Raw genomic sequence first — 23,459 nt, 5'->3', positions numbered from 1 at the left:
GCCAGGCTTTGAGTTTGCCGTGACACACACAAACGCTTTTGTGTCTATTGCAAGCCCGCTTGGATAGACACAAACCGAGTTCTGTCGATTCAGATAGACGCAAAGCGGTAGTGGGGAAAAACAGAGAAAACACACAACCTATTTCTAAGAAATAACTTACGGCGATAGCTGTCCCGATACCCCAAGAAACTGAGTGCGAATGAGCCTGCATACCGAAATCAAGTTAGAAGACGAGATTTGCGAGCGATTAGCGCAACATGGTTGGCTGTACGCCGAAAAAGATGCGGCTCTGTACGATCGGGCGCTGGCGTTGTTTCCGCCGGATGTGATCGCCTGGGTGCAAGAGACGCAGCCCGATGCTTGGGAGCGGCTGCAAAAGAACCACGGCGCGGCGGCCGAAGCGACGCTGCTAAAACGGCTGCGCGATTCGTTGAATCAAATGGGGACGCTCGATCTGTTACGGGTGGGATTCGACGTGCTGGGCTTGCCACAACCGCTGAAGATGGCCCAGTTCAAACCGGCGCTAGCGATGAATCCCGACATCCTGACCCGCTATGCGGCCAATCGCCTGCGAGTGGTGCGTCAGGTGCGGTACTCGGCCCATAACGAGAACAGTATCGACCTGGTGTTGTTTTTGAACGGTGTGCCGATCGCGACGGCCGAGCTGAAGACCGACAACACGCAGAGCCTGGAAGATGCGGTCTACCAGTACAAAAAGGACCGTGACCCAGCGCCGAAGGGAAAATCGGCCGAGCCGCTGTTGTCGTTTCCGTCGGGGGCGCTGGTTCACTTTGCCGTCAGCAGTAGCCGCGTGAAGATGACCACGCAGCTAGCCGGCATGCGGACAACCTTCTTGCCGTTTGATCAGGGAGACGACGGCGCCGCCGGGAACCCGGTCAACAAGCAAGGGCATCGAACGGCCTATCTGTGGGAGCAAGTTTGGCGGCGGGATAGTTTGTTAGAGATCTTGGCTCGTTACATGGTGGCCGAGAAGGATAAGAAGAAGCAAATCACGCGGCTGATCTTCCCCCGGTATCATCAGCTGGTGGTGACGCGGAAGCTGCAAGCGGCCGTTCTGAGTGAAGGCCCGGGGCAAAAATATCTGATCCAGCACTCGGCCGGGTCGGGCAAGACTAACTCGATCGCATGGACGGCTCACTTTTTGGCCGATCTGCATAACGCCGACAACCAGAAGGTTTTTGATACGGTGCTGGTCGTCTCAGACCGCAAAGTGATTGACGGGCAATTGCAGGAGGTGATCTATGGCTTTGAGCGAACCGCCGGCGTGGTCGCGACGATCCAAGGGAATAAAGGAAGCAAAGCGAACGAGCTGACCGAGGCGCTCTCAGGCACAAAAAAAATTGTGGTCTGCACGATCCAGACTTTTCCGTTTGCACTGGAGAAAGTGCGCGAGTTGGCGGCGACCGAGGGGAAGCGGTTTGCGGTGATCGCCGATGAGGCGCACAGCAGCCAGTCTGGCGAGACGGCGGCGAAGCTGAAAGCGGTGCTATCGGCCGAAGAGCTGCAAGAGTTGGCCGATGGCGGATCGGTCAGCAGCGAAGATTTGATGGCGGCCGAGATGGCGTCGCGGGCCAGCGATCAGGGGATCACCTATGTCGCGTTTACAGCGACGCCCAAGTCGAAAACGCTGGAGCTGTTTGGGCGGGTCCCTGATCCGCTGCAACCGGCGTCGAAGCACAACCTGCCGGAGCCGTTTGACGTGTACTCGATGCGTCAGGCGATCGAAGAAGGTTTTATCTTGGACGTGTTGAAGAACTACACGTCCTATAAGGTGGCCTTCAAGCTGGCCAACGCCGGCAAGGAGTTTATCGACTCTGAAGTGGAACGCAGCACGGCGCTGAAGGGGCTGATGAACTGGGTGCGGCTGCATCCTTATAACATCGCCCAGAAAGTGCAAATTGTGGTGGAGCACTTTCGCGAAGTGGTTGCGCCGCTGCTGGAAGGAAAAGCGAAAGCGATGGTCGTGGTCAGCAGTCGGGTCGAAGCGGTCCGCTGGCAATTGGCGATCAACGAATACATCCAAGCCAAGGGCTACCCGCTGCGGACGTTGGTTGCGTTCTCGGGCGAAGTCGACGACAAGTCGTCGGGGCCTGATCCGTTTAAGGAGACGAGCCGCGAACTGAATCCGGACCTGAAGGGACGCGACATTCGCGAAGCGTTCAAGAATGATCAATTTCAGATCTTATTGGTGGCCAACAAGTTTCAGACCGGCTTTGATCAGCCGCTGCTGTGCGGCATGTATGTTGACAAACGGTTAGACGGCATCCAGGCGGTGCAAACTTTGTCGCGATTAAATCGCTGCTACCCGGGCAAAGACGATACGTTTGTGCTGGACTTTATCAATGACCCAGACGACGTGTTGAAAGCGTTCAAGACATACTACGCAACAGCGTCGCTGTCGGACGTGACCGACCCCAATATCATTTTGAACCTGCGGGCCAAGCTGGATGCGCTGGGGTACTACGACGAGAACGAGATCGAGCGGGTTATTAACGTAGTGATGAACCCCAAAGCGAAGCAAACGCAACTGGAAGCGGCGATCACGCCGGTGGCGGATCGACTGGTGAAGCGATTTGCCGCGGCCAAAGAGGCGCATCAGCATGCGATTGAAGCGAAAGACGAGCCGGCGGCGGCTGTCGCCAAAGATGAGATGGAATCGCTGGTGATCTTCCGCGGCGACATCACGACCTATGTGCGGGCCTATACGTTCCTGTCGCAGATCCTGGACTATGGCAATACGGACTTTGAGAAGCGAGCGATCTTCTTTAAGACGCTGGTGCGCTTGTTAAAGTTCGGACGCGAGCGAGAAGGGGTGGATCTGTCGGAAATCACGCTGACGCATCACACGCTGCGGCACAAGGGGCAGCAGAACTTGGCGCTGTCAGCCGACGATGCGCCGCAGCTGCAACCGATGACAGAAGCGGGAAGCGGGTCGGTGCAAGAGAAGCAAAAGGCGCTGATGAGCGAGATCATTGATCAGCTCAATACGCTGTTTGGCGGCGACATGACCGAAGGAGATCAGCTGTCCTACCTGAACACGCTGGTAGCGAAAACGCTGGAATCGGACGTCTTGCAGAAGCAGGCGACAAATAACTCGAAAGAGCAATTTTCGAACTCGCCGGACCTTAAAAGCGAGTTCCTGGATGCAATCATCGAGAGTATGGACATTCAGCAGGAGCTTGGCGCTCGGGCGATCAATTCGTCTGAAATTCAAACGGGGCTGTTGCTGTTGGCGCTAAATAAGCTGGGTTTGTACGAAAAACTGAAAAGCCGGGCTGCGGGGTAGGGCAAGCCATTTGCGACGAATGCCGGCTTCCCCCTTTGACTTAGGCGGCGTCAGGCTTTAAGCTGATTCGTTCCGCTCAACTGTCGAAGAGTGACCCTCGCAGAGGGGAACCGGGAACCTGGTCAGGCCTTAACTGGAGCAGCCATAACCGGGGTACTCTGGTGCGGGGGTCTCTTCTCGACAGTTGTTGCTGGAAAACGGTAGATTTGGCGGCAGCCGAAATTCCCCTCTCTTAAGCCGGCCGCAACAAGATGACGGACGAAGGAAGCGAACACGTCGAACCGTCTCACGCCAACGATCAGTATGTGGTTGTGGCGCGACGCTATCGCCCGCAGTCTTTTCAAGAGCTGGTTGGACAAAGCCAGGTTGCGACCGCCCTGAAAAACGCGATTGAGCGGGGACGCGTAGGGCATGCCTATCTGTTTACTGGCGCTCGCGGCGTCGGCAAAACCTCGTCAGCCCGCATTTTGGCCAAAGCGCTGAATTGTCAGCGGGGGCCATCTGCGACCCCATGTAACGAGTGCGACATTTGTCGCAGCGTAACGGTGGGGGAAGATGTTGACGTGCTGGAGATCGACGGCGCGAGTAATCGCGGGATCGAAGAGATTCGGCAGTTACGGTCGAACGTCAATATCCGGCCGAGTCGCGCCCGGTTCAAGATCTATATCATCGACGAAGTTCACATGTTCACCAAAGAGGCCTTCAACGCGCTGTTGAAGACCTTGGAAGAACCGCCGGAGCATGTGAAGTTTATCTTTTGCACGACCGATCCTGAAAAGATCCCGATCACTGTCTTGTCACGCTGTCAGCGGTTTGACTTTGGCGGGATCCGGATGGACGAGATCGTCACGCGATTGGCCTATATCGTCGAGCAAGAGGGAGTCACCGCCGAGCCTGAAGCGCTGCGATTGCTGGCGCGCAAAGCGAACGGCTCGATGCGGGATAGCCAGTCTTTGTTAGAGCAGCTGCTGGCTTTTGGCGGTCGCAACATCACCGTCGCCGACGTCAACCAAATGTTGGGCGCCGCCGGCAGCGAGCAAGTGACGGTGATTGTCAACGCACTGGCCGCGCGCGATGCGGCCGGGGTGCTGGGTTATTTTGACCAAGCGCTGACCCGCGGGATTGATCCAGGGCAGCTGATCGAGCAGCTGCTGGGGTACTTTCGCGACATGATGACGCTGGCCGTGGGCGCCGGGCCGACGTTGTTACAGACTGTCCTGCCGAGTGACGCTCCTCATATTGAAGCTGTCGCCAAAAGTTATGGACTGGCCAACGTGATGGCGTCGGTCCAAATCTTGGATGATGCGCTGGTCCGCATGCAACGCTCGGCCCATGCGCGGATTTTGGCCGAAATGGCCCTGGTGCGCGTCTGCCAGCTAGAAGACTTACAGAGTGTCGCGGATCTGGTGGAGACGATTCGCCTGGGAAAACCGCTGCCGGCACGGCCGGCAATTCAAATCGCGGCAGTCGGCCAGCCAGTTCGGACGCCCAGCGATCAGCCGGCGATGCTCGGGGTGGCGGATCGCAGCGCGGCGGCGGCTAGTTCGCCTAGTATGGCGGCGCCGGCAGAGACGGCTGCAGCGGTGTCTGCGCACGACGTAGAGCCTGACAGCCAAACAGGTTATGACGAATCTCCCACCGCCCCGGGGACCGCGCTTACCGATGCGACGGCCAAGAATATCTGGGAAGGAATTTTGGCGGATATGTCGGATCTAGTAGGGGAGTATGCTCGCCCTTACAAAACAGTAGCAACTTCTGGACCAAACCGACTGGTCGTTTCATTTTCCGCAGCGTATAATTCGCAGGTCGAGTTCTTGCGACGGCCGGCGGCGAAAACTCGCTTGGAATCAATGCTGACCACAGCGGTCGGCAATCCGGTGACGCTGGAATACAAAGTCATCCAAGACGTTCCGGCGGCGGCGACGCAAGAGCAGCCGAAAAAAAGTGCGCCCTCTTCGGGGCAAATGATTCGAAAGGTACAGCAGAACCAGCTGGTTCAGCAGGCGATTGAGATGTTCGGCGCAGAAGTTACTAGCGTCCGGGCGCCCGAGTCGGGAGGATCTTGAGCCGCTCTGTCTGAACGCTGCAATGCTTCTGTCTAATCAAAGGGAGAAAAGCGGTGTTCAATCTCGGCAATCTCGGCGGCATGGTCAACATGATGCGTCAGGCCCAGGAAATGGGTGGCAAGATGCAAGGTTTGCAGGAAGAGCTGCGAACGAAGCGCGTTACCGGTTCGGCTGGCGGCGGCATGGTCGAGGTCGAAATGACCGGCGCCGGCGAGATGATCTCGCTGCGAATTGATCCTGATTTGGTCGCCCGCGGCGAACGCGAGATCATCGAAGACTTGGTCCCGGCCGCGGTCAATCAGGCCAACGCGAAAGCGAAGCAACTGCACGCCGAAATGATGCAGTCGCTGACCAGCGGTATGAATGTGCCTGGTCTGGATGACGCATTGGCCCAGATGACCGGGGGCGGCAAGTAGACATTTTATACGCTTATTCGCCAAGGTGAACGGACGCTCCTGCAATGGTTCAAACAACAGATTCAGTAACGCGATTGGTGGATGAGTTCGCCAAGCTGCCCGGCATTGGCCGTAAAAGCGCCGAACGTCTCGCGTACCATATTCTACGAGTACACGAGTCTGAAGCGTTGGCTTTGGCCGACTCGATCCGCACGGTCAAGCAGAACGTGCGGTATTGCTCGCAGTGCTTTAACTTGGCCGAGTCCGAACTTTGTTCGATCTGCCAAGATTCGCGCCGCGATCGAACGTTGCTGTGCATTGTTGAGCAGCCGCGCGATTTGATGGCGCTAGAGCAGTCGGGGATGTTCCCCGGCTTGTATCACGTGCTGTTGGGGCGGATTGCGCCGCTGGAAGGAGTTGGCCCCGATCAACTAACGATTGATGCGTTGGTCGATCGCGTGAGAGCGGGCAATTTTCGCGAGATCATTATGGCGACCAATCCCACCACCGAAGGGGATGGGACGGCGCTGCATATCTCGAACCTATTATCCGAGTTGCCCGTAACGTTAACGCGGCTGGCGCGAGGAATCACGTCAGGCAGCGTGCTTGAGTTTACGAATAAAGAGATATTGGCAGACGCGCTTTCGGGTCGTCAAAAGCTATAATTTACGTTATTCATCCCTTCCACTTGAAACCTAGAAATTCCTATGCGACTTTCGCTTGGTCTCGAACAGAAGCTGGTCCAGAAGCAAGTTCTGGCGCCCAGGATGATCCAGTCGATGGAAATCCTGCAGCTACCGGTGCTGGCGCTGCAAGAAAAAATCGAACAGGAGATGAACGAGAATCCGCTGCTCGAAATCCAAGAAATCGAGCCGGACGCGATTCCTGATGGAATGGACAATCGGGACGAGAAATCGGACCCTGATTCGTTAGCCGATACCGAAAAAGAGTTTGTCGTTGATGAGAAGAACGACAACGCCGACGACTTTGAACGCTTGTTGGATCTCGATAACGAGTATCCCGATACGTTTGAGGATCGCCCGCAACGCTCGCTGAATCAGATGGAGGATGACGCCAATCGCAAGCATGATGCGTTGGCGAACGTCGCTTCACGCGTCGAGACGCTGCAGGATCATCTTGATACGCAGCTGGGCGAGTTGAATATTGAGCCTGAGCTGCTAGAGCTGGCGATGCGGATTATCTCGTCGCTTGATTCCAACGGCTACCTCAGCACTTCGTTAGAAGACCTGCTGCCAGGCGACGCCAGCGAAGAGCTGATCGCCCATGCACGCGAGGCGCTGGCGATTGTGCAGGCGCTGGATCCGGCAGGCGTTGGTGCACGTGACTTGCGCGAATGTCTCCTGTTGCAGCTTGAGCCATCGCAAATCTACTTTGATGAGTTGCGGACATTGATCAGCAATCATCTAGAAGATCTTTGCGAAAATCGACTGCCGCTGATTCAAAAGAAGACCGGCTATTCGATCGAGCTGATCCAGGACGCCTGGTCCGAACTGCGGAAGCTGAATCCGAAGCCGGGCTCGGCTTACAAAGAAGATTTTGTCCCGAACGTCATGCCTGACTTGACGCTCGAGATATCGGACGACGGCGAGTACAGCGTCAAGACCGAAGATGGCGAAGTTCCGCAGCTGCGGATCAGCAACTACTATCGCAAGCGGTTGATGGACCCCACAGCGACTGCCGAAGAAAAAGAGTTTATCAAACGCAAGATCAACGCCGCCCAGTGGCTGATTGACTCGATCAATCAACGCAAAAACACGCTGGCCCGCGTCGCTCAGGCAATTGTCGATCACCAGCACGACTTCGTCGAGAAGGGCCCCGAGTTTATCGAGCCCCTCAAGATGCAGCAGATCGCCGACAAAGTGGGCGTGCATGTGACGACGGTCAGTCGCGCGGTTGATGACAAATGGATTCAAACTCCCCGCGGCATCTTCCCGCTCAAGCGTTTCTTCGCAGGCGGCACCACCAACGAAGCCGGCGACGAAGTTACCTGGGACGCGATTCGGTTGAAGCTGCAAGAAATCATCGACGATGAAGACAAAGCGAAACCACACAGCGATGATGAGCTGGTCACGCTGCTGCACAACGAAGGATTGAACGTCGCCCGGCGAACCGTCACCAAGTATCGTAAGAAGATGGGAATCCCCAGCTCGCGACAGCGTCGTGATTGGTCGAAAAAGGGTTGAGAGAGCTGCTGGCATGGACCGAGATTGAGCGACGGCTTTACGGTGAAGGGAACGCATGAGTAGCACCGTTCTCGTCACCGGCGGAGCAGGCTTCATCGGCAGTTGCCTAGTGCGGCAATTGGTGCAGATGGATGACATGACGGTCATCAATCTCGACAAGCTCACCTACGCCGGCCATCGCGATTCGCTGGCCGAGCTGGACGCAGACCCACGACATCGGTTGGTGGTGGGAGATATCTGCGACGCTGCTTTGGTGGCGCGACTGTTGACCGAGCACCAGCCGATCGCGGTGTTGAATCTAGCGGCCGAGTCGCATGTCGATCGCTCGATCGCCGGCCCGGCCGAGTTTGTTACGACCAATATCGTTGGCACGTTCACCCTGCTGGAGGCGGCTTGCAGCTATTGGCGAACGCTGACGGCTGAGCGGGCCGCTGCGTTTCGATTTCTGCATGTGTCGACCGACGAAGTCTACGGCTCGCTAGGCAGCACAGGCCGCTTTACCGAATCAACGCCGTACGCGCCCAACTCTCCCTATTCGGCGTCGAAGGCTTCCTCCGACCATTTGGTTCGCGCCTATTTTCAGACCTACGGGCTACCGACGCTAACGACCCATTGCTCCAACAACTACGGACCGCGACAGTTTCCTGAAAAGCTGATCCCGCTGCTGATCTTGAACGCGCTGGCCGGCAAGCCGCTGCCGATTTATGGCGACGGCCACCACGTCCGTGATTGGCTCTACGTCGCAGATCACTGCTGCGCCCTCCGTCGCATCCTGCAGCAAGGCAACCCCGGCGAGGTCTACAACATCGGCGGCAACTGCGAACGGACCAATCTAGAGATCGTGACCGCCGTCTGCACCATGCTCGACCAACTATGCAGTGACTTGCCGCACCGCCCCTGCAAGCAACTAATCACCTTCGTCCCCGATCGCGCGGGCCACGACCGCCGCTACGCGATCGATGCAACCAAGCTAAGCCGCGAACTAGAGTGGACCCCCACCGAAACCTTCGAAACAGGGCTGAACCAGACGATCCAGTGGTACCTAAAGAATGAACGCTGGTTGCAGCAGATTGCCGGCGCGTAAAAAGATGGGTGCAGGAAGCGAAGGGGACTTGCGGCGGACATGGCTACAAGCAGATGTATCGTTCGAGGTCACCGGATAAAGCACTTAAACTGTTATTTCCTGTAAGAGCCTGGGTTGTTGTTGCTTGAGATTTCACGAAAAAGCTTCGCCAATTCATCGCATCCATGCATCTCGGCATGGTCGATTGAATTCCTGCCGATTCTGTCTGTCCTCAAAGGGTCAGCGCCGCATTGGATCAAAACTTTCGCGGTTTTAATATCGTTAGCGCGAATCGCATACATCAAAGGAACCAAGCGATCATCTAAAGGTTCAGGGCCATTGGGATCTGCGCCAGCTTCGAGCAATACGCCTAAGGCATAATCCATCGTTGGTTCTGTAATCGCAAAGATTAATGGCGTATATCCGCTTATTCCACAACTTTGCATATCAGCCCCATTGGAAACGAGCCACTTTATGCAGTCGAGAAGCTGGCGATCATTATTTCCGTATCGCTCCAGAACGCTTACCAATGGCGAGTCGTGCCTAGCTTCCATGGCCTGAATGATTCCTTCGGAAGCATAGCTCTTAGCTGCAACCCAGTCTTTGACATTCAAAGCCATCAGGAACTCGGCTTGTAAATCCTCGTATCGATAATACTCATCGATCGTGTCATCGTGATATCGTCTCAAGGCTTGCTCAATATCCTCCCGATTCTGTCGTTGGGGATCGCCATCTTTTTCTGGTTTTTTCGAAACGGATGTCATGAAATTTATCCTTTTAGCCAGGGGCGCCATGCTCATATCGCGCCTTCGCGAGAAGAGCTTGTCTTGCGAACGTTGCAATGGTGCTCGATCAGTTCCAGCTCGCTGAAGCCATTCGCCTTCGATGAAGACATTGTAAGAGCATGACCGCCTGCGCTTGTGTCCGAAACAACGCCCCTCGTCCTTTTGCTTTGATCGATTGTCATGAGGACGCCTCTCCCGTGGTGAGCGTGGCGATGGAGGCCGAACAGCTATTGAAACCGTCGGGCGACAAAGGGGACGGGGGTTGAGGTAGGCGAGTTCTACACTTATCTTGAAGAAAAGAACGTTGCCGTTTTTGTCTTGGAGTCTGTCGCTGTGCCGCGTCAAAGTCGTGATGACCGTGCTGGTCAAATTTACCATGCCCTGAACCGTGGGAATCTGCGCCAGAAGATTTTCCATAAGCCTGACGACTACGAAGCGTTTGTGCAGATCTTGGCGGAAGGGCTGCAGAAGTACCCGGTCGAGTTATACAGTTTCACGCTGATGCCCAATCACTGGCATCTGGTTTTGCGGCCTGACGAAGCTGGACAAATGGGCCAACTGCTGCGCTGGGTGACTGCGACGCACTCGCTGCGCTATCGCGGTCGCTACCCCAAACGCGGCGGAGGGCCGCTGTACCAAGGACGCTTCAAAAGCTTCCCCGTTGCGGACGACGAGCATTTTTATCTGGTTTGTCGCTATGCCGAGGGGAACCCGTTGCGTGCTCGCTTGGTGAAGTCGGCGCAGGATTGGCCGTATGGATCTCTTGCTCGCTGGAATCAAGCGGCTGAGCCTGAGCCGCAAGTGTTGAACCGCTGGCCGATCCGCCGTTTGCCTGGTTGGAGCAAACGGGTCGACGCCGGATTAACGCCCGCCCAATTGAAAGCGATCCGAACCTGCGTCAAACGGTCGCGCCCCTTTGGCGATGAGCAATGGACCATCGACCAAGCAGAGCAGCACGGCCTTTGGCATACGCTTCGTCCGGCAGGGCGCCCGCGGAAGTTAGAGGCGAACTTGGAGGAATAGCTCAAGCTTGGGCATCTGTTCTCGTTTGCGTTTACTTGCCCAGCGGCATCGCCGCCGTGGGGTTAAACGATTGCTCAAGCATCTTCGTGGTTCGTTAACAGCCACCGTAGCTCGCTCGCTAGTTTCTGCGCGGATTGGTCGTCCCCGCGAGAGATTGCTTCGGCTTGTTGGCGTTTTACATGCGCTAGGCGTTGATACGCGCGCACTACCAAGCGAAGGTCCGCTTGGCAGCGACGGCACGAGTCGTTCCAGGGTTGGGCGGCGCGGCACACAGGGCAGCGAAAATGGGGTTCAGCGGACATAAAATAGCAGGTCGTCAAGCTCAGCGCTGAAATTGGCGATCGATGCAGCGTCTTCGGATGCGATGGCCTGCTTGAGGTTCTCGCACAGCGATTCCAGATCATCGGCATCTTGGCCGGTGACTTTTGATTGCAACGCTGCTGCTTTTTTCAGAAGTGCGTGCGCTTCGGGGAAGCTTGCTGCCGAGTCGGCGGCATTGAGTCGATTGGGACCAGTCGAAAGTTCGGGCTCGTCAGCGCGCCATGTTCCGGTTGTCAGCGCCTCGTCATCGATCAATTCGTCAGAAGCTTTGAACATCGACTCCAAGCGAGCTTCGGCATGGTCGCGATCCTCGGCCTGAAAATTGCTAAGCAGATTGTCAATCGTCAATACTTGCTGACGACCCGAGGCGGATTGAATCGCCGTCACCTTCAAAATTCCATCCAGCGACAGGTCGAACCGTACGACAATCTTGCAGAGATCTTCCTCGCCTGTTTCAAGATCAAGGATGCATTTTCCGATCGAGCGATTGCGATGCACCTCGCGATGCTCTCCTTGCAGAACATGGATCTCCGCTCGTTTCTGTTCGTCATGCAGCGTGGAATAGACTTCTTCAAAGCGAGCCGGTAGCGGGGTGTTCCGGTGAATGATGGGAGAGGTGATCAATTCGGGGCCAGAAAACGTCATACCAACGCTGACTTCAATTCCCAGAGTATGTCCGGTCACGTCGACCAGCACCGGGCCGACAGATTGACCATCGATCATCGCCGCTTGCACGGCTGCGCCCAGTGCGACTGCTAGATCGGGATCGACCGCGCGGCTTGGTTCGCGTGAAAACTCTTCGCGAAGTCGCCGTTCGACCATCGGAATTTTCGTGGAGCCGCCGACCAAAACTAAATCATCCATCTGGTGAGCCGAAAGTTTGGCGTCACGCAGCGCTTCATCAACACACTCAATCGTGCGCGCGACAAACGGCTCGATCAGTTCTTCAAACTCGTGCCGCGTGACGATCGCCGTCAGATGCAAAGGCTGGCCATCTTTTTCGGCGATGAATTCTTCGATGATCTGCGTGCTCTCTTCGGTAGAGAGGTTCCGTTTGGCTTGTTCGCAGGCTTGCTGCAAGCGATAGCGTGACAAAATGTCTTGGCGTAGATCGATCCCATGTTCCTCATCAAATTGATCGGCTACATAGTCGACTAACGCTTGATCCAGGTCGTCTCCACCCAGCTGAACGTCGCCGCGGCTGCTTAGCACTTCAACGACTCCGGCTTCCATCCTAACCACCGAAACGTCAAAGGTTCCCCCACCAAAATCGTAGACAGCAATCTGTTTGCGATCATGCGAGCCGGCATGATACACCAACGTCGCCGCGGTTGGTTCGTTGATGATTCGTTCGACCGCCAGGCCTGCTAACTCGGCGGCTTCACGAGTCGCTTGACGCTGGCTTTCGTCAAAGAAGGCCGGGACAGTAATCACAGCGCGATTGACCGGCTGTCCAAGAGCGCGACTGGCGCGATCTCGCAAGCGGCGCAAAATCATGGCGCTAATTTCTGGAGGCGTGAACGTTTGATCGCCGAGCGTGATCGGATCCATCCGGCCCATGCGGCGTTTGATCGACGCGATGGTTTGATCTGGAAAGGCAGCGTACTGATTTTTTGCGGCGACGCCGGTCACGAGTTGACCTTGGGGATTCAATCCAACCACCGAAGGCAGCAACTTTTCTCCCTCTTCATCCAAGATGCGAGGGGATCCGTCAACGACATACGCCACCACGCTGTTGGTGGTGCCAAGATCAATCCCTACAATGGGGCCGGTTTGTTCCGTCATCATTTAGTCTTCTCTTTCTGCGCGTGTGTCTGCGGTGGTCTTATTTTGTCACGCGAACATCGGCGTACCGCATCAGGCGATCTTGCCAAAGGTAGGCCGGCGATAATTGCTCGGCGACATAGCCGGGTGAATAGTCTTGATGGGAGACGCTGCCGATCGCATGCATTGTGTCGGCGTCGAAAAGGAGACCCTCGGTATCGAGACGTTCGATGCCGTGTTCTCGCATCACACGCCGCAGACGCGCAAGGACTAGATTCAAGCCTTCGATCGCCGGGCTAACGGCCGCTGGATCGGGGGTGGCCTGTTGCTCGGCTAACAAGGCCAGCAGGGGGCGGGCAAACCAGCGTGACAGGCCGCTCATTCCGGCAATGCATCGTTCGATCCCCGTCGCGTCAGCTTCGGCACGTAACTTTTGATTGGTTTCCCACTGTGCCGTGGCGGCGATTGCCCGGGTAAGCTGATGATCGGTCTCGATAATTAACATTACAAATTGTTTGATTTCAGCCGAAGGATCGACAGCATTTTTGGCGGTTTGAGCGAGCAATTTCGCTTCCAGACCTTGGATGCTGGTCACCGCCGCCAAGACTTGCTCAGCTAGTAGTCGACCCTCCTTGGTCTGTCCGCGCAACTCATGGCGTAGCGCCGTAAACGCTTCGACGATGTCGACTGCCCCAAATCGAGGTTCGACGTCGGGAGCAGCGCTAGATTTGTTGACGGAATCGGAAGGAGAAATCGGTTCGTTCATGAAGAATAGCGTAACGTAATGTCGCGTATCAAATGAGCAGAGGTGTTATGAAGTAGAGCAGGGCCAGTCGCGTCCAATAAGCCGCCAGCAGCCAGCGGCAGACTGGTTAGGTGGGTGGTGAATCGCTGGCGGCGTTCGCGACTCGATTGCCCAAACTCAAGAGAAAGTCAGGCGATAACCGCGGCGGAATTTGCTTCTGAGCCGCCAGCACCTCGGACCATTTTGGCGCCTCTTCGCTGGGGGGCGAAACCAATCTTTGAGCAAGAGTCAAAGGGTCTTTGACCGCAGCGAACGCGGTTTGGATTTCGCGAAATTTTTCGGGATCTCGCTCTGGTGGAAACTGCTTGACTAACTCTAGATAACGCGCGCGAATCTCCGCTTCGTCGGCGTCGGGTGACGCGCCCAAGACAACAAAAGGATCGAGCGAATTTGCAGTATTCATAAGTTTGACGCCTAACCTGTTGAGATCGACGGAGATTTTTGCAAAGTCGATTGCTAGAGATTATGTCTTCTTTTCGCCTGGCATTTTTTGCAATTACAATCGGGGTCCATGTCGCCCCCGCCGAATCCAAACATCTCTGCAAACCGAGAGAATTCACCCGAAAATGGGAAGTTGCCTGAAGCATTAGCTGCAACGAGATCGTCAAGTCGATCCGCCATCGCGACATACCAATATCGGTAGTAAGGGTCGCGCTGCGACTGCGCATCCTTGCGGAGAATTGGCCCCAGATATTGATATTTGTCGGCATTCCAATGATAGCTTTGCTGAAGAAAAGTATTCAGTTTGGCCGCCGCAAAAACCGGCATTGTCTGGACGTTACGATGCGAGAAGAACGAAGGCAACTCGCCGCGTTGGTAATTCCAAAATCGATATTCGGAACACCACAGTACGGTCTTTTGCAACTGCTCATCTTCACGATTTTGGACAACCGGCTTGGAATCTCGCTTCCAACGCGCGAGTAATTCTTTGCCGATTTTTGCACCTTGCAAGCGATAAGCGGGATAGAGCAGCTTGGCGCGATGTAAGTCCCAGAAGAAGGCGCCTGTCGCGTACAAATCTGCTGCGGGAATCGCTTTCAGGTTTTTCAACGCTTGATCGATGGGGGCGCGCAATTCTTTGAGATCTTTGGCCGTCGTTCGCAATCGCTGCGCCGCGCTGAGCATCATGCAACTGTCGACCAGCGAACCTTGCGTGACGCCAAGATCTTGGCAAAGTTGTTGATGTTGTAGGTGAAACGCTTCCGTTTGACCGCTTCGCAACGTCCCGGCGGCTCGCAAATAAGCAAGCCACTGCCGAGGGAACCAAGTAGGCCACAGCTTGTCGGCTTCATCCAATTGAGTGACCGCGGCGCCCAGCATGGCTTTCCGACGACTTAACCGCATCGCTTCTAGCAACCGCCATTTCCAGGGAGTGGCGCGCACGCGGGGGTCCTCGTGCCGCGACTGAGCCAGAAAATCAACGTGCGGTTTGGCCTCGTCCAGTTCTTCATTTTCTAGCAATTGGTCAACCAGCCACAAACGCGGCTCGACATCCTCTGGCAAACTGCTGGACCAAGCTCGCATGCCGTCCAGCAAGTCGGATTCTAGTGACTTTTGTTTGGCGGCAGGTATACGATTGTCGTCCAGAAGCGACTGGAGTTGCTCAATATAGGTTTGATGAGCGAGCCGATTTTTGGGCTCGGCTTGGATCGCCGCTCGCAGGTGCTTCTGGATCTTTTTATTATCTGGAGGCTGAAAAAAGATCCGGGAAAAAGGGGAATCATCCTGTTGCGGACGGATTAGATCGGTCGCTAATTTCCAATGAATTTGACTGAGGAGCGCATTGCGGAGCGGCGGCGACAGCGAGGTGTTATGGGGCAAATCACGCGTTAGGTATTCTTGGATCGCCTTGCTCGCTAATTTCTCTGCCTTGGAATCATTAGTAAATCGATGGTAATAAAAGTAGGTGAGCAGGCGGTTTTGTCGATCGTGCCGCGGCCCTGGGAACATCCGCACCGCTTGATTGAACACGTCGGTGAAAGGTTGCGAGCTCGCTTGAGCCAGAGCGACCGCAGCCAGCGCAGCGGTTAGGTCAGGCTCGGTATTCTGATATTCGCCGATAAACTTTTGTAGCCACCTCATTTTTTGCGGTCCCAGAATCAATTCTGGTAATTCTTCGACCGCGCTCAGCCCGGTGTTTGCGATCTGCAACGAGGATCGATCAAAGCGGACGCGGCGTAACAGCTTCGCGTGATACAAAAGTTGATCGTCCGTAGCAGTCCAGGCCAGGGAAGCAGATTCGCGCTGCTGGGTTGTTTGTTCTGGATACTGCTCTAGATCTGGGCTTAGCGCTGCCATCATTGCGGTCGCAATCCGTCCGGGGCGGCGCTCAAGATTTAACCTGCGCCAAGCTTCGTTCGCGGCGGAATAATCGCCGGCCAGCCAGTCAACGAGGCCGCGAATGAAAAGGCGCCAGTCACTGAGCGGACTGTTGCGCGAAATATTGGCGACAAGATTTAAAGCGTCATTGCCGCGAGAATCAGAGGCAGCCTGCAGCGCTTCTCGAACGGCGGAAACCTCCTGGGCCAATTCGGAGGGAAGCGTAGTGAATGCCGAATCGTCAAAGATAGCGACATCTTCGGCGACCTCGCCTTCCCAAGCGCTGGGGATTTGCTGCGATAAACGCTGCCGATGGCGAATGTTACTGCTAAAAGCGGCGCCCCCTTTTTGCCGGATTTGATCGGACTTGCGCTTTTGTTGCCGCTTTTTCTTATGCCGTTCCTTCTTGCGTTGAGCACTATTCGCCATTGCACGGTTCCATCTGCTTTGGGGGGTTGCAAAACCGCCGTGTTCGTAAAAAGCGTTCAGCCAAGAATCTCACTTCTCACCAATTCCGATGCTTGTGATTATGGAGCTTCCGCCGCCAATTTTGAAGTGGTGATTATTTTTCCAAGCGCGAGGGCGAAAACCTTCGCCTGCTGGCGATGCCCTCCGGTTCATCCGTAAGCGGGCTAATCGAAAAGTATTGAGCCAGTTCGCCCGGGGTTTTGATCCTCCGCACCACTTTGTCAGAGTCCGCAAGTCTCTTCTGACGGCGCTTTTGGGAATGGGAAAAGTTGGGCATCGGTACTGGTTGTTAGATGGTTGCTTAATGTCCGACTTGGAAGGCTCGGAGCCAGCGCGGAGATCCTGGTCTGTAATCAAGTGAGCTTTATTTGGGCCGGTTTGCGACAAATTCTTACGATGGCGATTGTTGTCGAACGCTGTTGCAGCTGCGAACCCGCTTTACGTAGGCTCGCCATCTTCCTATGCCGGCGGACGTTTTGTGGGAAGAAATGCGCGATCCAACGGGATAGAAGCAAGCTCCAGCATGATGAGTGATCCGCTTGCCCTTGCAGGCATGTCTGCTTTAACGAGGAACTCTGCGCCGCTGGCGCACCATTTGCAAACTTCCTATTCCGGCGAAGTCAGCCATCCTGGGGCGGATTGATTTCATGCTATTACATGGAGATACGAAAATGGGACTCTTTTTTAGCGATCATTACGACACGTTAGAAGAGCTTTTTATCGCGCAGCTACAGGATCTCTACGACGCCGAACATCGTCTTACCAAAGCGATTCCCAAGATGAAGGACGCAGCTGATTCTACAGCCCTCAAAAACGCCTTCGAGCATCATCTGCATGAAACGGAAAACCATATAAATCGGCTGGAGCAAGTGTTCCAGATCATCGGACAAAAAGCGAAGAGCGAGACGTGCGATGCGATGAAGGGCTTGATCAGTGAAGGGGAGCATATGATCAAAGCCAAGGGAGACCCCGCAGTGAAAGACGCCGGTCTCATTGCTGCTGCGCAACGAGTCGAACATTATGAGATGTCAGGCTACGGAACCGCGCGTTCGCTGGCCCAACGACTTGGATATAACGATGCAGCCGCACTGTTGCAATCGACTCTGGATGAAGAAGCGGCTGCGGATCAAACGTTGACGGATGTCGCTGAATCGTATGCGAATGTTCAAGCGCCGGCACGATAGTTCACTTGCGTTTTCCGTTATCGCTAACCCAGTGATCTGGAAAATCGGATCGCTGGGTTCGTTCTTTGCTCTCGCGATATTTGATGTTGAACGTAGAAACGTAGGCCATCGCCAGACTAAGCGAAATACATTTGGTTGCAATCACCGCATCGGGTAAGGATACATGTCATGGCTTCGACAAAAACCGATAGAAATCAAAGAACTTCGCCAGACCCTCAATCCAAATCGTCAAAACCCCCTTTTCCGAAACAAGAGCAAGCGTACCCCGGTAACGAGGATGCGATGCATCCCCAAGCAGATCATGGCGAAGATTCTTACGTGGGCGCTGATCGCCTTGCCAATTGCAAAGCGATCATCACCGGCGGCGATAGTGGGATTGGTCGGGCCATCGCGCTTGCCTTTGCTCGCGAAGGGGCGGATGTTCTGATCTCTTACTTGGAAGAAGATGACGACGCCATCGAAACCGCTCGACTGGTCGAAGCTGCGGGACGACGAGCGATTCGCTGTCCTGGAGATATCCAAAGCGAAGATCAATGCCGCCGCATCGTGACGAAGGCGTTCGAAGAATTTGGCCAAATCGACATTTTGGTCAATAACGCCGCTTTCCAGATGCCGCAAGAATCGCTGGAGGAATTTTCTTCGGAGCAGTGGGAAAGAACCTTCAGAACCAATGTCTTTGCGATGTTCTATCTTTGCAAAGCGGCCGCGCCACGCATGCAGCCGGGATCATCGATCATTAACACCGCTTCGATTCAATCCTTTGATCCATCCGCCGTCTTGCTGGACTATGCTTCTACCAAGAGCGCGGTGGTCGGGTACACCAAAGCACTCGCGAAATTACTTCTACCAAAAGGGATCCGCGTAAATGCGGTCGCTCCGGGACCTGTCTGGACCCCGCTGATTCCGGCAACTTTTGATGCCGAGAAGGTTGCCGAGTTTGGAAAGCAGGCTCCCATGGGACGCCCCGCGCAGCCGGCGGAATTAGCCCCCATTTATGTGCTGCTCGCCTCGCAGGCGGCATCCTACATCACCGGTGAAGTCTATGGAGCTTCCGGCGGTAAAACGCCGTTTTAGCAAGATCTGCGACATGGTCACGGTCAGATGGGCGCCTTGCTTGTGCTCGTCCAATTTCCTTCGCTGAGCACTACTGCCTTGTCACATCGCCAATGACGTTTGACGCGTGGTAGCGTGTCAATCAACTTTAAACCAGGAGCATTTCGATGAAAGCGGTTTGCTGGCACGGAAGACGAGACATGCGAGTCGATTCGGTCGACGATCCGCGGATCGAAGATCCGCGCGATGTCATCATCAAAATCACGGCTACCGCGATCTGCGGCAGCGATTTACATCTTTATAACGGCGTCATGCCAACCATGCAGGCAGGCGATGTGGTCGGGCATGAACCGATGGGTGAGGTCGTAGAAACAGGCAGCGCCATCACTAACCTGCAAATCGGTGATCGGGTTGTCGTGCCGTTTACCCTGTCATGCGGCGCCTGCTTTTTCTGTGATCGTGATCTTTACTCGCTGTGTGACAACAGTAATCGCAATGCGAAAAAGGCGGCCAATGCGATAGGTCAATCGCCGTCCGGCATGCTGGGCTACTCGCACATGATGGGAGGCTATGCCGGCGGTCAGGCAGAATACCTTCGTGTTCCGTATGCCGACATCGGGCCGCTCAAAATTCCGGATGGGATCGAGGATGAACAAGTCCTGTTTCTCTCGGACATCTTCCCGACCGGATATATGGCGGCTGAAAATTGCGGCATAGAGCCAGGCGATACCGTGGCGATCTGGGGATGTGGGCCGGTCGCCCAGTTCGCCATCCAAAGCGCTTGGCTACTTGGCGCCGGCCGAGTGATCGCGATTGATCGAGTCGCAGAACGGCTAGATCTAGCGCGTCTCAAAGGTCGTGCCGAAGTCATCAATTTTGAGAAGGAAGATGTTCAGCAGCGTTTGTTAGAAATGACCAAAGGCCGAGGTCCCGATCGGTGCATTGATGCAGTTGGCGCCGAGGCGCATTCCGCTGGAAACCTCCAGGAGTTCATCGACGATACCAAAGAAGCGATGCATATTCCCACCAATCATCCGTATGCGCTGGCTGAAGCGATTCTCAGTTGTCGCAAAGGGGGAACGGTGTCGATACCCGGCGTTTACACCGGCCCGCTCAATGGCTTACCGATGCACGCTGCGATGAATAAGGGGCTCACCATGAAGATGGGACAAACGCACATGCAGCATTACATGAAACCACTTTTAGAAAAGGTGCTAGAGGGGGCGATTGATCCTTCGTTTATTATCACCCATCGTGGCAAGCTTGCCGATGCGCCAGAGCTTTATAAAACATTTGACGCGCGCAGCGATGGCTGTATCAAAGTTGTCCTTACTCCCTAAAGCGGCACAGCGAACCATGCCGTGCGGCATGCTCGCATCGGAATCAAGCGGCTGTTGATTTTCCTTTCTGAAAGAGACATCGAGACGATGAACTCCTGGCTTTCATTTCAGTGGATCGACCTGGTGATGGTCGTGTTTTCAGGCTTTGTCACCTATGCGGCGATCTTGGTATATACGCGGCTTACAGGACTGAGAAGCTTCTCCAAGATGTCAGCGATTGATTTTGCCATGACGGTCGCCGTTGGTTCTCTGTTCGCTTCTACAATGTCGCGACCACAGCCAAGTTTAGTGGTCGGACTTGTCGCGCTGGCGACCCTCTTTGGTGGACAATTCATACTCGCTTACCTTCGCCGCAGATCGGCAACTGTTAGCGACCTAGTCGACAATCATCCGATGTTGCTGGTGGCGAATGGCCGCATCATTGAAGAAAATATGCACAAGGCGAACGTCACCAAAGCAGATATTTTTGCGAAACTGCGAGAAGCGAACGCACTGAACTTTGAGGAAGTGCTCGCCATCGTATTCGAAACGACCGGAGATATTTCGGTCCTTCACTCTAGCAATCCCAACGCAAAGCTTGATCCTGCATTTCTTGAGGGAGTTTCTGGCAAAGAAATGTTGCCACCAGAAATATTTCTCGCGAATTCCAATTTGTCCGCCTCGTAAATCGGGCGGCCAATCCTCGCGCGATGCTGTAGATTCTTCCTCCAGCCGGTGCGTTCACGCTGGTCCAATTGATTGGAATCCAAGATGGAACGACGACCTGGATCAACGTTTACGAATAGCTTACGACGGCAATTATGGGCCGATCAACGCTATATCGAACACGCGTATGGATTTCGTTACCCCGTTTAAGCCGCCGGTTGCACAAGTGCAGACCAACCTTAACCACTACGGCGAAATCTACGGATTTGCAGGCGACGCGCAGTCTCCTAATAGAAGCCTCACTCTGTTGGCCGAATCATGCGGCGAACCGTGGTAAGCATACAGTCAGCGGCTTTTACCTGGGCCGCAAAAGTCGCAATATTGGAACTTCCCGATTTCGCTAAGCGTCACCTGACAGCAGTCCGATAAACCGAAGGTGGACTTTGCCAGCACGTGTGTCAATCGCGGAGTAATTGCTTGATGGGCAGATGGGGACTGGGGCTACTGACCGTCGCACTGCTAGCCATTACAGCGCCCAACTCGGCCCGCTGCGAAAATGCCAACGATGTGGGGCAATGGACGGCATTGTTTACCCAGGGCGACTTTAAAGATTGTTGCAAACCTTTGAAGTGGTGGTTCGACGGTCACCTGCGACTTCTAGAAGATACAGACGGCTTTAACCAAAGCATTGTTCGCCCCGGTATCGGTTGGGGTTTGAGCGAAGAGCTGGCCGTCTGGGCAGGGTACGGTTGGATTCACACTTCCCCTTTGGCCGGAGACGATTTTGACGAGCATCGTACTTGGCAACAAATAACGTGGTCCCGCGGCGATGATTGGCGGACGTTTTCGCTTCGTTCGCGGCTAGAGCAGCGAGTGCTCGAAACAGGGGATGACGTGGGATGGCGGTTTCGCCAAATGGCTCGCATGCAGCATCATCTGACCGAGCTGCCCCGGCTCAGTTTCGTCGTTTGGGATGAAATCTTCTTCCATCTCGGCGACACCGACTGGGGAGCAGCCTCGGGCTATGACCAGAACCGCGTCTTTGTCGGGTTCGGATGGAAGCATCAACCAGAGAGCAAGCTGAGAACCGAAATCGGCTATCTAAATCAGGCGATCAACATCCCCTCGGGCATCGACCGCGTCAATCACATCTTGTCCGTCAACTTTTACTACTAATCTGCCCGGCAGAAGTGAGTAGAACGTAGAGCAATAGACCGAGCAGAGAGGGTGCAAGCAGAGCAGCTAGATTTTGGCGGCCATGGCGCTGAAGCTGGATCCTGCTCACTCTACGGCTCTATTTTCTCCCCGCTACTCTTTACGGGCCCGAAGGCAAGTCGGAGTAGCAAGACGTCAGTTAAACTTTTCTGCAATGATGTTCTGCCGTTGCACTTAATCCTGATCTCAGTTCCTCTGCTGCAAGCGAGACACCGTAAACGCCTTCTTCTTTTTTTACTGCATGGATTCACAAAGCTGACGGTCGACTGCAATGGCGATCTTTCCTTGAACGCCGTTATGGGGACTCTCCAGCCGAGCATGGGCGAGCGGAATTTCGGCAAGCGAATAGACGGCGCCAACGTGTGGCTTTAGCTGACCGCGCTCTATCAATGTGCTCAACTCATCGAGCTTGCCACGGTTTTGTCTTGTGAAAACGAAGTGATAACTTGCATTCTTGCCCCAGGCCTGAATGAGGTTTTGTGGTTGTGCAGTGTCTACGATCGTGACAACGCGACCAAGTTGCGCAAGCGTGTCGGGGCTGCGCGACAAGGTGTTTCCGCCGATGGTATCCAGCACGACATCAACTCCGCGGTTACTTGTTTCCCGCATAATAGCGTCGACATAATCCTCTTTTTGGTAGTCGATGATCACATCAGCCCCCATGCTTCGTGCGAATTCAATGTTTGCTTCGCGCACGGTCGTAAACACCCTGGCTCCCATGGCTTTTGCGATCTGGATCGCCACATGACCGACTCCTCCCGCGCCGCCGTGTACCAGAATGCTTTCTCCCATACCTAGCGCCGCACGTACGACCAGTGCTTCCCACACCGTCCCGCCAACCAAGGTCAGGCTTGCCGCCTGAAGATGGCTTAACGACGCAGGCTTCATCCCGACAATGCTTTCGGCGGCAACGTGGTACTCGGCATAACTTCCTGGCCCGTCAAAGATTTGCGGGGTGTACCAGACTTCGTCTCCAGGAGAGAAAGTCGTCACGCCTGGCCCGACTTCTTCGACAACCCCAGATACGTCGTGTCCGGTAATGGCCGGCAAATGCACCAAGTCGGGATAATCGCCACGTCGAACCTGGTAGTCCAATGGATTGACAGAGGTTGCATGGACCCGCACCAGCACTTGGCCCGCTTGCGGGACGGGCTTGGGTAAGTCACAAAGCTCGAACGATTCTGGGCCACCAAATGAATGAAGTACTAACGCTTTCATGGCAATCTTTATTTCAATAAATCGATGATCGTTTCTGCTGAGCAACCAAGGGCCCCAGAGCAACTATAAACTGCGAATAGCTTCAATGCGGCCCCGGGCGATCTCGAACGGTGATTGCTTGAAGCCTTTGCGAGAGATTGGCGACTCGGCACGAGACCTCGCAGAGCTAATCTGGGTAGGCTTACCCACTACCAAGTATCCATCTATACCGATGCAAGTCGCGGGTTGTGATTGCAGTTGGCCTTCGATAAGCTACTAGCGTCAAAGGAGTTCCGTTGTTCAGC

The 23,459-nt window shown here is 54.9% G+C and carries 18 protein-coding genes and 1 other RNA gene; 13 read left to right on the top strand and 6 right to left on the bottom strand.

The features are described 5' to 3' along the window. Positions 1–199 precede the first annotated feature (199 nt). The 7 genes from SH421x_RS15680 to rfbB all read left to right on the top strand — a co-directional run bounded on the left by SH421x_RS15680 (position 200) and on the right by rfbB (position 9,056). The gene (locus tag SH421x_RS15680) at positions 200–3,307 is read left to right on the top strand and encodes a type I restriction endonuclease subunit R (RefSeq protein WP_488850266.1); all 3,108 of its coding nucleotides are present in this window, start codon (positions 200–202) and stop codon (positions 3,305–3,307) included. 86 nt (positions 3,308–3,393) lie between these two features. Next, positions 3,394–3,488: signal recognition particle sRNA small type (gene ffs, locus SH421x_RS15675), an RNA gene on the top strand. 70 nt (positions 3,489–3,558) lie between these two features. Further along, positions 3,559–5,373 carry a DNA polymerase III subunit gamma/tau gene (dnaX, locus tag SH421x_RS15670; RefSeq protein WP_488850265.1) on the top strand — a complete coding sequence of 605 codons (1,815 nt, stop codon included), beginning with the start codon at positions 3,559–3,561 and terminating at the stop codon, positions 5,371–5,373. A 53-nt stretch (positions 5,374–5,426) separates the two neighbouring features. After that, a complete protein-coding gene (locus SH421x_RS15665) occupies positions 5,427–5,789 on the top strand; it encodes a YbaB/EbfC family nucleoid-associated protein (RefSeq protein WP_488850263.1) in 363 nt (120 codons plus the stop codon). A 44-nt stretch (positions 5,790–5,833) separates the two neighbouring features. After that, entirely contained in the window at positions 5,834–6,433 is a 600-nt protein-coding gene (gene recR / locus SH421x_RS15660) for a recombination mediator RecR (RefSeq protein WP_488850262.1), read from the top strand. A gap of 42 nt (positions 6,434–6,475) precedes the next feature. Further along, positions 6,476–7,972: an RNA polymerase factor sigma-54 gene (gene rpoN / locus SH421x_RS15655; protein WP_488850261.1), complete on the top strand. Its 1,497-nt coding sequence runs from the start codon at positions 6,476–6,478 to the stop codon at positions 7,970–7,972. Between the two features lie 55 nt (positions 7,973–8,027). Beyond that, positions 8,028–9,056 (top strand): dTDP-glucose 4,6-dehydratase, encoded by a 1,029-nt coding sequence (gene rfbB / locus SH421x_RS15650; RefSeq protein WP_488850260.1) that lies wholly within the window; start codon positions 8,028–8,030, stop codon positions 9,054–9,056. Positions 9,057–9,148: 92 nt separating this feature from the next. Here the strand turns inward: rfbB and SH421x_RS15645 are convergent, their stop codons facing one another. Continuing rightward, positions 9,149–9,799, bottom strand: coding sequence for an ankyrin repeat domain-containing protein (locus SH421x_RS15645; RefSeq protein ID WP_488850259.1), 651 nt, complete (start codon positions 9,797–9,799; stop codon positions 9,149–9,151). Between the two features lie 354 nt (positions 9,800–10,153). Between SH421x_RS15645 and SH421x_RS15640 the strand changes: the two genes are divergently transcribed. Then, complete coding sequence (locus SH421x_RS15640; protein WP_488850258.1) at positions 10,154–10,843, top strand: transposase; 690 nt, start codon at positions 10,154–10,156, stop codon at positions 10,841–10,843. Between the two features lie 291 nt (positions 10,844–11,134). Here SH421x_RS15640 and SH421x_RS15635 read toward each other — a convergent pair whose 3' ends face one another. The 4 genes from SH421x_RS15635 to SH421x_RS15620 form a co-directional block, all read right to left on the bottom strand. Then, on the bottom strand, positions 11,135–12,952 hold the full coding sequence (locus SH421x_RS15635) for an Hsp70 family protein (RefSeq protein WP_488850257.1): 1,818 nt from the start codon (positions 12,950–12,952) through the stop codon (positions 11,135–11,137). A gap of 37 nt (positions 12,953–12,989) precedes the next feature. Continuing rightward, positions 12,990–13,694: a nucleotide exchange factor GrpE gene (grpE, locus tag SH421x_RS15630; protein ID WP_488850256.1), complete on the bottom strand. Its 705-nt coding sequence runs from the start codon at positions 13,692–13,694 to the stop codon at positions 12,990–12,992. Positions 13,695–13,800: 106 nt separating this feature from the next. Next, positions 13,801–14,136: a J domain-containing protein gene (locus SH421x_RS15625; protein ID WP_488850255.1), complete on the bottom strand. Its 336-nt coding sequence runs from the start codon at positions 14,134–14,136 to the stop codon at positions 13,801–13,803. A 53-nt stretch (positions 14,137–14,189) separates the two neighbouring features. Further along, positions 14,190–16,481 carry a hypothetical protein gene (locus tag SH421x_RS15620; protein ID WP_488850254.1) on the bottom strand — a complete coding sequence of 764 codons (2,292 nt, stop codon included), beginning with the start codon at positions 16,479–16,481 and terminating at the stop codon, positions 14,190–14,192. A gap of 710 nt (positions 16,482–17,191) precedes the next feature. Here SH421x_RS15620 and SH421x_RS15615 point away from each other — a divergent pair. From SH421x_RS15615 to SH421x_RS15595, 5 genes are all read left to right on the top strand, one after another. Then, entirely contained in the window at positions 17,192–17,704 is a 513-nt protein-coding gene (locus SH421x_RS15615; protein WP_488850253.1) for a ferritin-like domain-containing protein, read from the top strand. Between the two features lie 282 nt (positions 17,705–17,986). Further along, positions 17,987–18,778 (top strand): SDR family oxidoreductase, encoded by a 792-nt coding sequence (locus tag SH421x_RS15610; RefSeq protein ID WP_488850252.1) that lies wholly within the window; start codon positions 17,987–17,989, stop codon positions 18,776–18,778. 179 nt (positions 18,779–18,957) lie between these two features. Further along, positions 18,958–20,097 (top strand): zinc-dependent alcohol dehydrogenase, encoded by a 1,140-nt coding sequence (locus tag SH421x_RS15605; protein WP_488850251.1) that lies wholly within the window; start codon positions 18,958–18,960, stop codon positions 20,095–20,097. Positions 20,098–20,184: 87 nt separating this feature from the next. Beyond that, complete coding sequence (locus tag SH421x_RS15600; protein WP_488850250.1) at positions 20,185–20,763, top strand: DUF421 domain-containing protein; 579 nt, start codon at positions 20,185–20,187, stop codon at positions 20,761–20,763. Positions 20,764–21,222: 459 nt separating this feature from the next. Next, a complete protein-coding gene (locus tag SH421x_RS15595) occupies positions 21,223–21,918 on the top strand; it encodes a DUF2490 domain-containing protein (RefSeq protein WP_488850249.1) in 696 nt (231 codons plus the stop codon). Positions 21,919–22,191: 273 nt separating this feature from the next. Here SH421x_RS15595 and SH421x_RS15590 read toward each other — a convergent pair whose 3' ends face one another. Continuing rightward, positions 22,192–23,175, bottom strand: coding sequence for a zinc-dependent alcohol dehydrogenase family protein (locus SH421x_RS15590; protein ID WP_488850248.1), 984 nt, complete (start codon positions 23,173–23,175; stop codon positions 22,192–22,194). Positions 23,176–23,459: the final 284 nt, after the last annotated feature.

This window comes from Blastopirellula sp. SH421 (assembly GCF_057808535.1).
The sequence above is the reverse complement of the archived record's forward strand: the minus strand, read 5'-3'. Positions and strand labels throughout refer to the sequence as shown.

Coding starts and splice junctions, on each gene's coding strand:
- SH421x_RS15680 (WP_488850266.1), top strand. CDS start 200: ATGAGCCTGCATACCGAAATCAAGTTAGAAGACGAGATTTGCGAGCGA.
- dnaX (WP_488850265.1), top strand. CDS start 3,559: ATGACGGACGAAGGAAGCGAACACGTCGAACCGTCTCACGCCAACGAT.
- recR (WP_488850262.1), top strand. CDS start 5,834: ATGGTTCAAACAACAGATTCAGTAACGCGATTGGTGGATGAGTTCGCC.
- rpoN (WP_488850261.1), top strand. CDS start 6,476: ATGCGACTTTCGCTTGGTCTCGAACAGAAGCTGGTCCAGAAGCAAGTT.
- rfbB (WP_488850260.1), top strand. CDS start 8,028: ATGAGTAGCACCGTTCTCGTCACCGGCGGAGCAGGCTTCATCGGCAGT.
- SH421x_RS15645 (WP_488850259.1), bottom strand. CDS start 9,799: ATGACATCCGTTTCGAAAAAACCAGAAAAAGATGGCGATCCCCAACGA.
- SH421x_RS15635 (WP_488850257.1), bottom strand. CDS start 12,952: ATGATGACGGAACAAACCGGCCCCATTGTAGGGATTGATCTTGGCACC.
- grpE (WP_488850256.1), bottom strand. CDS start 13,694: ATGAACGAACCGATTTCTCCTTCCGATTCCGTCAACAAATCTAGCGCT.
- SH421x_RS15625 (WP_488850255.1), bottom strand. CDS start 14,136: ATGAATACTGCAAATTCGCTCGATCCTTTTGTTGTCTTGGGCGCGTCA.
- SH421x_RS15620 (WP_488850254.1), bottom strand. CDS start 16,481: ATGGCGAATAGTGCTCAACGCAAGAAGGAACGGCATAAGAAAAAGCGG.
- SH421x_RS15615 (WP_488850253.1), top strand. CDS start 17,192: ATGGGACTCTTTTTTAGCGATCATTACGACACGTTAGAAGAGCTTTTT.
- SH421x_RS15610 (WP_488850252.1), top strand. CDS start 17,987: ATGCATCCCCAAGCAGATCATGGCGAAGATTCTTACGTGGGCGCTGAT.
- SH421x_RS15605 (WP_488850251.1), top strand. CDS start 18,958: ATGCGAGTCGATTCGGTCGACGATCCGCGGATCGAAGATCCGCGCGAT.
- SH421x_RS15600 (WP_488850250.1), top strand. CDS start 20,185: ATGAACTCCTGGCTTTCATTTCAGTGGATCGACCTGGTGATGGTCGTG.
- SH421x_RS15595 (WP_488850249.1), top strand. CDS start 21,223: ATGGGCAGATGGGGACTGGGGCTACTGACCGTCGCACTGCTAGCCATT.
- SH421x_RS15590 (WP_488850248.1), bottom strand. CDS start 23,175: ATGAAAGCGTTAGTACTTCATTCATTTGGTGGCCCAGAATCGTTCGAG.